The organism is Nocardia asiatica NBRC 100129 (assembly GCF_000308415.1).
In the GTDB taxonomy this organism is placed as follows: domain Bacteria; phylum Actinomycetota; class Actinomycetes; order Mycobacteriales; family Mycobacteriaceae; genus Nocardia; species Nocardia asiatica.
The window spans coordinates 26,636-39,478 of sequence record NZ_BAFS01000193.1; the positions used below are offsets into that span (position 1 = coordinate 26,636).

The window sequence follows — 12,843 nt, forward strand, 5'->3', positions numbered from 1 at the left end:
TATCCCGCGCCCCGCGTGATCAGTTCCGCTGGGGATTCTCCGTGTGCACCGGACCGATCCGGCCCGGCGGCCAGATCTTGAACACCGCCTTGCCGCGGATGTTGTCCACCGGGATGGTGCCCTGCAGTTCGTCGTTGATGTGCGCGCGGGAGTCGGCGGACTGGTTGCGGTTGTCGCCCATCACCCACAGATGCCCCTCGGGAACCTTCACGGGCTTGAACTCACGGCCGCCGGTGGAGTTGTAGGGCTGGCCCGGCACGTACGGGGCGAGGTAGCGCGCGTACGGCTCGTCCAGCGGCTTGCCGTCCACGATCACCCGGCCCTGCGGATCGCAGCACTCCACGGTCTGACCGCCGACCGCGATAACTCGTTTCACCAGATCGTTCTCGTCCGGCGGCACCAGGCCGAAGAAAGAGAAGAAGTTCTGCACGCCGCGGATGGCGGCATTGTCCGAGCGGATGGACTTGTAGTGGGTGTTCCACGAGGGCGGGCCGACGAACACGACCACGTCGCCCGGCTGTGGGTCGCTCCAGTAGTAGCTCAGCTTCTGCACGTAGATGCGGTCGCCGGTGCATCCGGCGCACCCGTGCAACGTGGTCTCCATCGACTCCGACGGAATCACGTACGGCCGGCCGACGAAGGTGACCATCAGCGCGGCGATCACCGCCGCGATCACGATGAGGATCGGCAATTCCTGCCAGAACGGCCGCTGCTTCTTCTTCGCCCGCCGCTTCGCGCGACCGGCCCGCGTTTTCTCGTCGCCCGATTCGGACACCGACACCGACCCACTTTCGTCTGCCACGCCGAACAGATTAGCCCGGCAGCGAAACCGAGGTCCGATGCCGGGCTGGGGAAAATCTGTGTGCCGAGAGGCTAGCTCAGCGCTTTTCCTTGATCTTGGCGGCCTTGCCGCGCAGATCGCGCAGGTAGTACAGCTTGGCGCGGCGGACGTCACCGCGGGTCACGACATCGATGTGGTCGATGTTCGGGCTGTGCACCGGGAAGGTGCGCTCCACGCCGACACCGAACGACACCTTGCGGACCGTGAAGGTCTCCCGGATGCCGCCACCCTGGCGACGGATCACGACGCCCTTGAAGACCTGGATGCGCTCCTTCGAGCCCTCGATGACCTTCACGTGCACGTTCAGCGTGTCGCCCGGCCGGAAGTCGGGGACGTCGCTGCGCAGCGACTTCTCGTCGACGAAGTCAAGGGTGTTCATTTCCATCCTTATGGTTTCGCGCGAACAGAGGACCCTGGCGGCACTGGACGTGCTCGGCCGGTTCATGCTCCGATCAATGGGGTGCGCCGGGTCGACAATCACCCAGGGCAACCTGTGCATTGTGCCAGATCGGCGCGCTGCGGAAGAAATCGGCCCCTCAGTGGTTCCGTTCGCCGGAGATGGCGTCCTGTTCGGGCGGCGGGCTGGGCGCGTGCAGCGGACCGTGATCGGAATGCCACAGCGAATGGGGCCGGTGCGGCGCGGGCGGCGCGGGCACCACCGTGCGGGTGAGTTCCGCCTCCGCCGCGGTGCGGACATGTTCGACGTCCGGTTTGCCGGCGACCAGATCCTGCACGAAGATCTTCGCGCGGATGACCGGTCGGCGATAGCGCCGTTCTCGGACGATGGCCCGGTACATCAGGCGCCTGCGATCGCCGTAACGCCAGCGTGCCCAGGGCGCACCCGGGCGGCTCAGTCGCAGCGCGCCGACGACCAGCAGCGGCAGGAAGAACATGCCGAACAGGCCGGTCCAGATCTTGCCCTTGGCGATGACGATGGCGGCCAGCGCCAGGTTGACCACGGAGAACACGACGACGAAGAGACGGACCTCGACGCTCGGGTCGCGCCGGAAGTCGTTGATGTCCAGCAGCCACAGCGGGTGGAAGCCAAGCAGCAGCAACCCCGTCACCGCGAGGGCGACGAACACCGCGTCCACCGACGTGCGTCCCTGTTCCTCCCAGTACACGTCGCGCAGGTAGAAGATCAGCGCGAATTCGTCCAGGACCAGTGCCGCGCCGACGCCGAAGGCGGCCGCGAGGACACTGGCCGTGGTCGTGTCGGTGCTCTGGTACTCCGTGACCATGCCGATGCCCGAGACGAGCACCAGGATCACCCCGAAGACCATGTGATGGACGTGGGTGTCACCGGCCCGCAGGTTGCCCGGCCACCAGCGCACCCGCGCGCGGATCAGCCGCACGCTGACGCGGATGAACAGGAACCCGACGATGAACCCGAGCAGGAAGCACAGCAACGGCAGCCGCCCTTGGGCGATCACGTCCTCGTGGAGCCACCGTCGCATGGCCGCTACTCCCTCCCGCGCGCCGGACTACTGGCCGAAGCCCGCCCTGCGCAACGCGTCCGCCATCGCGCCGCTCGGCGCGGGCGCGTTGCGGCGCTGATTGCCGCCGCGGTTCTGTGCTTGATTGCGGCCTTGGCCCTGCTGACCTTTCTGACCATTCTGCCGCTGCCGCTGCTCGCCGCCGCCCCCGGACCGGCCGCCTTGGCCGCCCTGGCCGCGCTGCCGGTTGTCGCCGCCCTTGGCGGGCGCGCCGGGCTCGTCGTCCAGGCGCAGGGTCAAGCCGATGCGCTGGCGGGCCACGTCCACCTCGAGCACCTTCACCTTGACCACGTCGCCGGACTTCACCACTTCGCGCGGGTCCTTGACGAAGTTGTGCGACATGGCCGAGACGTGCACCAAGCCGTCCTGGTGCACGCCCACGTCGACGAACGCGCCGAACGCCGCCACATTGGTCACCACGCCCTCGAGCACCATGCCGGGCTTCAGGTCGGCGACCTTCTCCACACCCGCGGCGAACTCCGCGGTCTTGAACTCCGGGCGCGGGTCACGGCCCGGCTTCTCCAACTCGGCGATGATGTCGCTGACGGTGGGGACACCGAAACGCTCGTCGGTGAAATCCCCGGCGCGCAGCGAGCGCAGCACCGTGGTGTTCCCGATGACCTCCGCGATACCGCGACCGGTCGATTCCAGGATGCGCCGCACCACCGGATACGCCTCGGGGTGCACCGCGGAGGTGTCCAGCGGATCGTCGCCGCCGCGAATACGCAGGAAGCCCGCGCACTGCTCGAACGCCTTCGGGCCCAGGCGCGGCACGTCCAGCAGCGCGGTCCTGCTGCGGAACGGGCCGTTCTGGTCCCGGTGCGCCACAATGCTCTCCGCCACCGAACCGGCGATGCCGGACACCCGCGACAGCAGCGGCACCGAGGCCGTGTTCACGTCGACGCCGACCGCGTTCACCGCGTCCTCGACCACCGCGCCCAGCGAGCGGGCCAGCAGCGATTCGGACACGTCGTGCTGGTACTGGCCGACACCGATGGACTTCGGGTCGATCTTCACCAGCTCGGCCAGCGGGTCCTGCAGCCGCCGCGCGATGGACACCGCGCCGCGCAGCGACACGTCGAGTTCGGGCAGCTCTTGGGAGGCGTAAGCCGATGCGGAGTACACCGAGGCGCCCGCCTCGGACACCACGATCTTGGTCGGCTTGTTCTCCGGGATGCGGGCGATCAGTTCGGCGGCGAGTGCGTCGGTCTCGCGCGAGGCGGTGCCGTTGCCGATGGCGATGAGCTCCACGCCGAATCGTGCGACCAGCGCGCCCAGCACGGCCAGTGATTTCTCCGTCTGGCCCTGCGGTTTGTGCGGGTAGATCACCTCGGTGGCGACCACTTTGCCGGTGGCGTCGACCACCGCGACCTTCACGCCGGTGCGGTAGCCGGGATCCAGGCCCATCGTGGCGCGGGTGCCCGCGGGCGCGGCCAGCAACAGGTCGCGCAGGTTCGCGGCGAACACGTCGACCGCGTCCTTCTCCGCCGCCTGGCGCAGCCGCATCCTGGTGTCGATGCCGAGGCTGACCTGCAGCTTGGTCCGCCAGGCCCAGCGCACGGTGTCCAGCAGCCAGGAGTCGGCGGGCCTGCCCCGGTCGGCGATGCCGAAACGGGCGGCGATGCGGCCCTCGTAGACGGTGCACTCGCCCGGCTGCGGTTCCTCGGTGTCCGGCTCGAGGTGCAGCGTGAGCACCTCCTCCTTCTCGCCCCGCAGCAGCGCGAGGATGCGGTGGGAGGGCAGCTTGTCGAACGGCTCGCTGAAATCGAAGTAGTCGGCGAATTTCGCGCCGGCCTCCTCCTTGCCCGCCCGCACGGTCGAGGTGACCTGTCCGCGGTTCCACATCAGCTCACGCAGCTCGCCGACCAGGTCGGCGTCCTCGGCGAAGCGTTCGACCAGGATGGCGCGCGCGCCGTCGAGCTGCTCGGCGGTGTACTGCGCCGGATCGGTGTTCGGATCCTCGATCAGGGCGTCGGCCACCGGCTCGTGCCCGGCCTCGCGCGCGATCTGCGCCTTGGTGCGCCGCTTCGGCTTGTACGGCAGGTAGATGTCCTCGAGCCGGGCCTTGGTCTCGGCGAGCAGGATCTGCCGGTGCAGGGCGTCGTCGAGTTTGCCCTGGCCCCGGATGGATTCGATGATCGCGGCCCGGCGCTCGTCCAGCTCGCGCAGGTAGTGCAGACGCTCGTCGAGCACGCGCAACTGCGCGTCGTCCAGCCCGCCGGTGACCTCCTTGCGGTACCGGGCGATGAACGGCACCGTCGAGCCACCGTCGAGGAGCTCGACAGCAGCGCGCACCTGGGTCTCGCGCACCGCGAGTTCCTCGGCGATGCGCCGGTTCACGCTGGCTGGGCCCGCGGCGTCGGAGCGTGGCACGGCGGGTGTGGACTCTGCACTGGCAGTCTCGGGCGCTGTCGTCACGACCGAGACACTACCGTCGCCGCCTGACAGGCGATCCACACCCAGGTGAACCTCCGAACCTCAGCTGTCGCCCAGCCCGAGCAGCCGCCGCGACAGCTGCCGCATCTCGGCCTTGCGGATCTTGCCGGTGACCGTCATCGGGAACTGCTCGACCACGTGCACGTAGCGCGGGATCTTGAAGTGCGCCAGCTTGCCGGTGGCGAACTCGCGCACCGCCGTCGCGTCCAACGGCGTTGCGCCCTCCCGCATCCGGACCCAGGCCATCAGCTCCTCGCCGTACTTCGGATCGGGCACCCCGATCACCTGCGCGTCCAGGATGTCGGGATGGGTGTAGAGGAATTCCTCGATCTCGCGGGGGTAGATGTTCTCGCCGCCGCGGATGACCATGTCCTTGATCCGGCCGGTGACGGCCAGGTATCCCTCGTCGTCCATCACGCCGATGTCGCCGGTGTGCATCCAGCGGGCGGCGTCGACGACCTCGGCGGTCTTTTCCGGATCGTCCCAGTAGCCGAGCATCACCGAGTAGCCGCGGGTGCACAGCTCGCCCGGTTCCCCGCGCGGCACCGTCAGTCCCGTTGCGGGATCGACGATCTTGACCTCCAGATGCGGCCCGACCCGGCCGACCGTGGCGGTACGCCGGTCGATGCCGTCGTCACGGCGGGTCTGGGTGCTGACCGGAGACGTCTCGGTCATGCCGTAGCAGATGCACACCTCGCGCATGCCCATCCGGTCGATCACCCGCTTCATCACCTCGACCGGACAGGGTGAACCCGCCATGATGCCGGTGCGCAGCGTGGACAGCTCCACGGTGGCCGCATCCAGTTCGGCGAGCATGTCGATGAACATGGTGGGCACGCCGTAGAGGGAGGTGCATCGCTCGGCCTCGACCGCGGCCAAGGTCGCTCTCGGATCGAACGACGGCGCGGGGATCACGACGGCCGCACCGTGGCTCGTGCTCGCGAGATTGCCCATGACCATGCCGAAACAGTGATAAAAGGGGGTCGGCACGCAGATCCGGTCCTGCTCGGTATATCCGCACAGCTCGCCGACGAAATAGCCGTTGTTCAGGATGTTGTGGTGGCTGAGCGTGGCGCCCTTGGGGAAACCCGTGGTGCCGGAGGTGTACTGGATGTTGATCGGGTCGTCGGCGGACAGTCGCGCGCCGAGCGCGGCGAGCCGGGCGGGGTCGATCTCGGTGCGGGCCAGCGCCTCCCACTCGGGTGTGCCCAGCACGAGCACCTGCGCCAGTCCCGGGCACTTCGGCCGGACCCGCTCGATCATCGCGACATAGTCCGAGGACTTGAACCGCTCGGCCGCGACGAGCAACCGGACGCCCGCCTGGCGCAGCACGTACTCCAGTTCGCTGGTGCGGTAGGCCGGATTGACGGTGACCAGGATCGCGCCGATCTTCGCCGTGGCGTATTGCAGCACGAACCATTCCGCGCAGTTCGGCGCCCAGATGCCGACCCGGTCCCCTTTGCCGATGCCTTGTCCGGCCAGGCCGCAGGCCAGGGCATCGACCGCCGCGCCGAGTTCCCGATACGTCCAGCGACGTGCGGTCGGGCAATCCACCAGCGCTTCTCGCTGCGGGAACGCAGCCACCGTCCGATCGAGATTGCCGCCGATGGTGTCACCGAGCAGCGGGATGTCGGACACCCCGCAGGCGTAGCTGGGCACGGGCGGCCGCGCGACCGACGTCATCGCGCACCGCCCTGCCGCAGCACGAATCGCTGCACCTTGCCGCTGGGCGTCTTCGGCAGGTTGGGTACGAAGTGGACCCTGCGCGGGTAGGCGTGTGCGGCGAACTTCTTCTTCACCAGGCACTGCAACTCGGCTTCCAGGCCGGGACTTCCCGTCGGGCCGTCGCGCAGCACGACGAACGCCTCCAGCACTTCGCCGCGCAGTTCGTCCGGCACGCCCACCACCGCCGCCTCCGCGACCTGCTCGTGCAGCACCAGCACGCTCTCCACCTCGAACGGGCCGATGCGGTAGCCCGCCATGATGATCACGTCGTCGTCGCGGGCGGAGAAGCGGAAGAAGCCGTTCTCGTCCTGCGATCCCGCGTCCCCGGTCAGGTACCAGCGACCGTCGGCGGTGTACCGCTGCGCGGTGCGCTCCGGTGCGTCGAGGTAGCCGAGGAACCACAGCAGCGGGCTGCGTTCGGTGTCGATCGCGACTCGGCCCACTTCGCCGGTGGGAGCGGCGACGTCGGCGTCGTCGGCGAGCACGGCGCAGGTCCAGCCCGGTAACGCACGGCCCATCGATCCGGCGGGAGTCTCCGTGTCGAGGTCTTCGTGCCAGGCGTTGCAGATCACCATGCCGTGCTCGGTCTGGCCGTAGTGGTCGCGCACCGCGACGCCCAGGTACTCGACGGACCAAGCGACGACCTCGGGGGTCAGCGGCTCCCCTGCCGAGGAGGCGCGGCGCAACCTGGAATGCACGGGCGGGGTGGCGCTGTCGGAGCGCAGCGCGCGATAGACCGTCGGGGCGGCGGCGAAGTTGGTGACGCCGAAGGTGTCCAGCACCTGCCAGGTCAGCGCGGCGGAGAACGGCGCGTGCAGCAGGATGCTGCGGACGCCGGTGGCCAGCGGGGCGAGGATGGCGTAGTAGAGCCCGTAGGCCCAGCCCGGATCGGCGGCGTTCCAGAAGACGTCGGCGGGCCGCACGTCCAGCGCGAGTTCCTGGTAGGCGTGGAAGGACGCGAGCGCGCGCAGCGGAATCGGGACGCCTTTGGGCGTGCCCGTGGTGCCGCTGGTGAACAGCTGGACGAGCAGTCCGTCGCCGCCCACCGCGACGGGACGGGCGCTCGGGTGGGTGGCCGAATGGGCGTCGAGCAGTTCGTCCATCGCCACGGCCGCCCCGGGGGCCTCGGCGCCGGCGACGATCAAGCGCCAGGGCGGGTCCGCGGGCAGATCCGGCCCTGGCGCCAGCTTCGGCGCCTGGTCGGCGTCGGCGATGACGACCGAGGCCCGGCTCGCGTTCAACCGCAGGGCGATGGCGGGTGGTGCGAACGCGGTGAACAGCGGAACATGCACCGCGCCGCGGCGCCAGATGCCGAGCAGAGCGACCACCAGGTCGGCCGACTTCGCCATCAGCGTCGCGACCCGGTGGCCGGGTTCGACGCCGAGTTCGGCGAGCGCGGCGGCGCAGCGGGCGGAGCGTTCGCGCAGTTCGCCGTAGGTGAGGTCGGTCGAGGACAGGTCGGCCTCGACGATCGTGAAGGCGACCCGGTCGGCGGGATGCCGATCGCACAGCAGGTCGGCGGCCGACGCGTCACCGCGGTCGTAACAGTCCAGCAGTTCGCGCACCCGCTGATTCGGATCGGTGCCCATCTTCGGTTCTCCTCGTTCTGTGATCCAGCGCAACCCGGGTGTGCAATAGGATGTGGGTCACATCCCGCTGTCCACTACCCCCGAAAAGGGGTGAGTCTCGTGACCCACACCGCTCTGCTGCGCCCCCGCGACAGCGACGCCCTGCGCGCCGAGATCCGCTGGGTGGCGAGCACCGCGGGTGTGCCGGTGGCCTTCGGCGGCGAAGTGCACGGTGACGCCTTGTTGCTGTCGGAATTCGTCGGCACGCTGACCAACGGCCTGCGCGGCTTGGCCGTCGCGCGGACTTCGGGGCTGGGAGGCCGGGTGATGGAATCCGGACGGCCCGCCGCGGTCTCCGACTATCGCCGCGCTTCCTCGATCACCCACGACTACGACGGGCCGGTCTCCGGTGAGGGCATCCGCTCCGTGCTCGCCGTCCCCGTGGTGGTGGACCAGCGCGCACGCGCGGTGCTCTACGCCGCGACCAGGGGCGTCAGCCCGCTGGGCGACCGCACCGCCGATCTCGTCGTCCAGGCCGGACGCCGCTTGGCCTCCGAGATCGCCATCCGCGACGAGGTCGACCGTCGCGTGCGCATGCTGGAGCTGGCCGCCCCGTCGGCCCCGGCCGCCCCGGCCGTCACCGAGGAGCTGCGCGATATCCACGCCGAGCTGCGCGGCATGGCGCGTTCCGCGGAGGACGACCGGTTGCGCGGACGCTTGCACGCGGTGTGCGAACGACTCACCCGGGTCCTGGCCGGCGAACCGCACCCCGACAGCCCGCGCCTGTCCCGCCGCGAACTCGACGTGCTCGCCCAGATCGCCTTGGGCTGCACCAATCAAGAAGCGGCGCAACGCCTCTCACTCGGCCCGGAAACCGTCAAGAGCTACCTGCGCAACGCGATGGTCAAACTCGACGCCCACTCCAGGCACGAGGCGGTGGTAGCGGCCCGCCGCCACGGCTTGCTGCCCTGAGGACGAGTCCTCAACGCACCGGAAGTGGCGCCTCGGCAGCCTTCCCCGTCACGCCGCAGGACGGAGATAGGCCGGCAGGTCGTCCACCAGGTCGGTGGCATCGGCATGGCCTTTGCCGTCCGCGGCGAGGTGGCCCGCCGCGGACAGGTCGGCGGCGCCGTGGGCCCATGCGCGCAGGAGGGCCGCCAGGCGGACGGGGTCGCCTGAGGGAAGCTCGCCAGCGGCCTGGCAGCGGGCGACGACGTCGATCAACGCGTCCTGCGCGGCGTCGGCGGCCTCGCCCAGTTCCGGAGAGTCGACCGTCCACGGTCCGAAGACCAGCCTGAAGCGGACAGGATAGGTCAGCGCCCAGGCGATATAGGTGTGCAGAACCTCGCGAAGCAGCGCGACAGGAGTCGGTTGACTGTGCGAGAGCCCGGCGAGAATCGCGGCGCGCTCGGTGAGTTCGCGCGCGGCGATCGCGGCGAGCAGCGCCTCCTTGTCGGCGAAGTGCTTATAGGGGGCGTTGTGCGACACGCCCGCGCCGCGGCCGACCTCGCGGAGGGTCACCGCCTCGACACCGCCCGCGTCCAGCAGCCGGATCGCCGAATCGAGCAGCGCGGAGCGAGTGTCAGGCGGCATTCGCTCAGCGAAGTGGGCTCCCGGCGCTACTCGACGCAGGCTTGCGTGGACCGCGATCCGGACCGGCGCAACGCTGCGGCGACCGCCCCGGTCGGGCAGCGCTCCGCGGCACCGACTCCGAACCGGGGTCGTGAGCAACGCCCGAGGATTCGTCCTGGGCGCGCCGAGCAGGCATCCCGGTCTACCGGCCGGGCCCCTGCGGCATGTCCGGGTCCGCGAGCAGGTCCGGGCGGCGTTCCCGGGTGCGGGCGAGGGATTGCTCGCGCCGCCAAGCGGCCACCTTCGCGTGGTCGCCGGACAGCAGGATGGGCGGCACATCGAGGCCGCGCCAGGAGACCGGACGGGTGTAGCTGGGGCCTTCGAGCAACCCGTCGGAGAACGAATCCTCCTGATGGGAGAGCTGATTGCCGAGGACACCCGGCAGCAGCCGGACCACCGCCTCGGTCATCACCAGCACCGCCGCCTCGCCGCCGATCAGCACGTAGTCGCCGATGCTGACCTCCTCGACTCGCACGCGACGGGCCGCGTCGTCGAAGACGCGCTGGTCGATGCCCTCATAGCGGCCACAGGCGAAGACCAGATGCTCCTCGGCGGCCCAGCGGTGGGCGGTGGCCTGGGTGAACGGCACACCCGCCGGGGTGGGCACCACCAGCAGCGCCTCGGCGGGACAGACCTCGTCGAGCGCGTCGCCCCAGACGGTGGGCTTCATGACCATGCCCGGCCCGCCGCCGTAGGGGGCGTCGTCGACGGACTTGTGCACGTCGTGCGTCCAGCGGCGCAGGTCGTGCACGGTGAGCGAGATCAGTCCCTTGTCGATCGCCTTGCCGAGCAGCGCCGTGCGCAGCGGCTCCAGATACTCCGGGAAGATCGTGACGACGTCGAGTTTCATGCATGTCTCCTGTCGCCGCCGGGCCGCACCTCGTCGGCCGAGTGAGCGCCACGCGATCGGGTGCGCGACCACTTCATTCCGGGTCGAGCAGACCTTCGGGCGGATCGATCACGATGACGCCCTCGGCGAGCGACACGGTGGGCACGATGGCGGTGACGAACGGGATCAGGATCTCCCGCCCGTCCTCGGCGGCGCGCACCTCGAGCAACTCCCCGGCCGCGGAATGCAGCACTTCGCGCACGGATCCGACGACGGTGCCGTCGGTGAGCCGGACCTCCAACCCCTCCAGCTCGTGGTCGTAGAACTCGTCCGGGTCCTCCGAGGGCGGGAGGTCGGCGCTGTCGACCAGGAACAGCATGCCGCGCAGCGCGTCGGCGGCGGTACGGTCGGCCACACCGGCCAGGAACACCAGAAGCCGGCCCGAGTGCTCCCGGACCGACTCCACGGTGAACTCGCGGACCTCCGCCGCTCGCGGCAACCGGCCCCGCAACGTGGCGCCGGGCGCGAAGCGCGCCTCGGGCTCGTCGGTGCGTACCTCGACGACGAGTTCGCCGCGCACGCCGTGCGACTTGGCGACCCGTCCGACGACGAGTTCCATCTACTGGTCGGTGTCGACCACGTCGACCCGGATGCCCCGGCCGCCGATACCGGCGACGAGGGTGCGCAGCGCGGTCGCGGTCCGTCCGCCGCGGCCGATCACCTTGCCCAGGTCATCGGGATGCACGTGTACCTCGACGGTGCGTCCGCGACGGCCGGTGATCAGCTCGACGCGCACGTCGTCGGGATTGGCGACGATGCCGCGCACCAAGTGCTCGACGGCATCGGCGACGACGGCACTCACTGCTCCATCACCTCGAGACGCGACTCACCCGTCGTCCGGGCCGGTCTGTGGACGGCTCGCGACAGGTACGGGGTGGACGGGAAACGCCCGCTCATTACTCGGTGGCCTCGGCAGCCTCGGCGCCCTCTTCGGCGTCCTTCTTGGCCTTCTTCTTGGGGGTGACCGCCTCGGCGACCGGCTCGTTGTCGGCGGCGGCCAGCGCGGCGTTGAACAGGTCCAGCTTCGACGGCTTGGCCGGCTTGACCTTCAGGGTGCCCTCGGCGCCCTCGATGCCCTTGAACTTCTGCCAGTCGCCGGTGATCTTCAGCAGCTGGAGGACGGGCTCGGTCGGCTGTGCGCCGACGCCCAGCCAGTACTGCGCGCGCTCGGAATCGATCTCGATGAGCGAGGGCTCTTCCTTCGGGTGGTACTTGCCGATGGACTCGATGGCCCGGCCGTCCCGGCGGGTGCGCGCGTCCGCGACGACGACGCGGTACTGCGGGTTGCGGATCTTGCCCAGGCGGGTGAGCTTGATGCGAACAGCCACTGCTGATCTGCCTTTCGTTAATTGGTCACGACGCAATTCGGCGACCCGCATGGTCTGCGAGCCCGGTTTTGCGCTTTCGAGTGTGTGACCGCCGCGCGGTACGGAACCGGAGACGGGCTGACACTTGTCCGGAAGGACGGTGGTCCATTCTGCCAGACGAGATGATCGCGCCAGAAATCGCGTCCGTCCCCTAGGCCGGTGCGGTGGCGGTGAGCGCGCGGGTGGGCACCCACGGGCCGCCCCACCACATCCGCCAGCCCACGGGGCGCAGCGTGAGGGCGGTCGCCCCGTTCGCGGTCAGGACGGCGCGATATTCGCGGGTCTTGCCGATGTCGACGATGACCAGTCTGCCGCCCGGACGCAGCACACGGTACGCCTCGCGCACCGCGGCCGCACGACCCTCGGCGGTTCTGATGGTGTGGATCGCCAAGCTGGAGACGACCACGTCGAACGCGCCGTCCGGAAACGGCATGCGGGTCATGTCGCCGGTGCGCAGTTCGATCCGGTCGGCGACGTTCTCGGCGAGCGCGTTCTGCTCGGCCGTGGCCGGAGTGTTGCCGCAGTGGTCGGCCGAGCACCACAGGTCCAGGCCCACCGCGCGGCCGGCGGGCAACCGGCGCGCGGCCGCCAGCAGTACCGCGCCGCGCCCGCACCCCATGTCGAGTAGTCGTTCGTCCCCGCGCAGTTCGAGGTCGTCGAGCAGGCCCGCCCAGACTTGGAACTTGCCACGGCGGGTGGCGTGCAGGAACAACCCGAACTGCGCGGCCAGCACGACTCCGATCAGCAGGAGCAGCAGACTCGGACGCGACTGCTGGAACAGCGCCACCACCAGGGCGGCGGCGAGATATCCGACCGCGAGAACTCCGAGCAACAGCAACACCGAGGGCGCGTCGAAACCGTACGACGCTCGCCACGGAGGAGCCATCAT

General features: G+C 69.8%; 13 protein-coding genes. 1 reads left to right on the forward strand and 12 read right to left on the reverse strand.

The features are described from left to right. Positions 1-19: 19 nt before the first annotated feature. From lepB to ON27_RS18640, 6 genes are all read right to left on the reverse strand, one after another. Positions 20-802, reverse strand: a complete 783-nt coding sequence (gene lepB / locus ON27_RS18615; protein ID WP_043728837.1) for a signal peptidase I — start codon at positions 800-802, stop codon at positions 20-22. A gap of 76 nt (positions 803-878) precedes the next feature. Further along, entirely contained in the window at positions 879-1,220 is a 342-nt protein-coding gene (rplS, locus tag ON27_RS18620; protein WP_011210681.1) for a 50S ribosomal protein L19, read from the reverse strand. 157 nt (positions 1,221-1,377) lie between these two features. Further along, positions 1,378-2,298, reverse strand: coding sequence for a hypothetical protein (locus tag ON27_RS18625; RefSeq protein WP_043728840.1), 921 nt, complete (start codon positions 2,296-2,298; stop codon positions 1,378-1,380). A 27-nt stretch (positions 2,299-2,325) separates the two neighbouring features. After that, the gene (locus ON27_RS18630) at positions 2,326-4,710 is read right to left on the reverse strand and encodes a Tex family protein (protein ID WP_043728956.1); all 2,385 of its coding nucleotides are present in this window, start codon (positions 4,708-4,710) and stop codon (positions 2,326-2,328) included. Between the two features lie 105 nt (positions 4,711-4,815). After that, positions 4,816-6,456, reverse strand: coding sequence for an AMP-binding protein (locus ON27_RS18635; protein ID WP_043728842.1), 1,641 nt, complete (start codon positions 6,454-6,456; stop codon positions 4,816-4,818). Continuing rightward, positions 6,453-8,087: an AMP-binding protein gene (locus ON27_RS18640; protein ID WP_043728845.1), complete on the reverse strand. Its 1,635-nt coding sequence runs from the start codon at positions 8,085-8,087 to the stop codon at positions 6,453-6,455. Before ON27_RS18640 ends, ON27_RS18635 begins: the two co-directional genes overlap by 4 nt. 99 nt (positions 8,088-8,186) lie before the next feature. Here ON27_RS18640 and ON27_RS18645 point away from each other — a divergent pair, with 99 nt between their 5' ends. Then, a complete protein-coding gene (locus ON27_RS18645) occupies positions 8,187-9,038 on the forward strand; it encodes a LuxR C-terminal-related transcriptional regulator (RefSeq protein WP_043728847.1) in 852 nt (283 codons plus the stop codon). Positions 9,039-9,086: 48 nt separating this feature from the next. Here ON27_RS18645 and ON27_RS18650 read toward each other — a convergent pair whose 3' ends face one another. The 6 genes from ON27_RS18650 to ON27_RS18675 form a co-directional block, all read right to left on the reverse strand. Further along, positions 9,087-9,659 carry a TetR/AcrR family transcriptional regulator gene (locus ON27_RS18650; protein WP_043728849.1) on the reverse strand — a complete coding sequence of 191 codons (573 nt, stop codon included), beginning with the start codon at positions 9,657-9,659 and terminating at the stop codon, positions 9,087-9,089. A 181-nt stretch (positions 9,660-9,840) separates the two neighbouring features. Beyond that, positions 9,841-10,548, reverse strand: coding sequence for a tRNA (guanosine(37)-N1)-methyltransferase TrmD (gene trmD / locus ON27_RS18655; RefSeq protein WP_043728957.1), 708 nt, complete (start codon positions 10,546-10,548; stop codon positions 9,841-9,843). A 73-nt stretch (positions 10,549-10,621) separates the two neighbouring features. After that, positions 10,622-11,146, reverse strand: a complete 525-nt coding sequence (rimM, locus tag ON27_RS18660; RefSeq protein WP_043728853.1) for a ribosome maturation factor RimM — start codon at positions 11,144-11,146, stop codon at positions 10,622-10,624. Beyond that, entirely contained in the window at positions 11,147-11,389 is a 243-nt protein-coding gene (locus ON27_RS18665; protein ID WP_011210690.1) for an RNA-binding protein, read from the reverse strand. Between the two features lie 94 nt (positions 11,390-11,483). After that, positions 11,484-11,915: a 30S ribosomal protein S16 gene (gene rpsP / locus ON27_RS18670; protein WP_043728855.1), complete on the reverse strand. Its 432-nt coding sequence runs from the start codon at positions 11,913-11,915 to the stop codon at positions 11,484-11,486. 190 nt (positions 11,916-12,105) lie between these two features. Beyond that, complete coding sequence (locus ON27_RS18675; RefSeq protein WP_043728858.1) at positions 12,106-12,843, reverse strand: class I SAM-dependent methyltransferase; 738 nt, start codon at positions 12,841-12,843, stop codon at positions 12,106-12,108.

What these genes read in the sequence shown, in the direction of transcription:
- rplS (WP_011210681.1), bottom strand. Translation starts at nt 1,220, where the DNA reads ATGAACACCCTTGACTTCGTCGACGAGAAGTCGCTGCGCAGCGACGTC.
- ON27_RS18625 (WP_043728840.1), bottom strand. Translation starts at nt 2,298, where the DNA reads ATGCGACGGTGGCTCCACGAGGACGTGATCGCCCAAGGGCGGCTGCCG.
- ON27_RS18635 (WP_043728842.1), bottom strand. Translation starts at nt 6,456, where the DNA reads ATGACGTCGGTCGCGCGGCCGCCCGTGCCCAGCTACGCCTGCGGGGTG.
- ON27_RS18640 (WP_043728845.1), bottom strand. Translation starts at nt 8,087, where the DNA reads ATGGGCACCGATCCGAATCAGCGGGTGCGCGAACTGCTGGACTGTTAC.
- ON27_RS18650 (WP_043728849.1), bottom strand. Translation starts at nt 9,659, where the DNA reads ATGCCGCCTGACACTCGCTCCGCGCTGCTCGATTCGGCGATCCGGCTG.
- trmD (WP_043728957.1), bottom strand. Translation starts at nt 10,548, where the DNA reads ATGAAACTCGACGTCGTCACGATCTTCCCGGAGTATCTGGAGCCGCTG.
- rimM (WP_043728853.1), bottom strand. Translation starts at nt 11,146, where the DNA reads ATGGAACTCGTCGTCGGACGGGTCGCCAAGTCGCACGGCGTGCGCGGC.
- ON27_RS18675 (WP_043728858.1), bottom strand. Translation starts at nt 12,843, where the DNA reads ATGATGGCTCCTCCGTGGCGAGCGTCGTACGGTTTCGACGCGCCCTCG.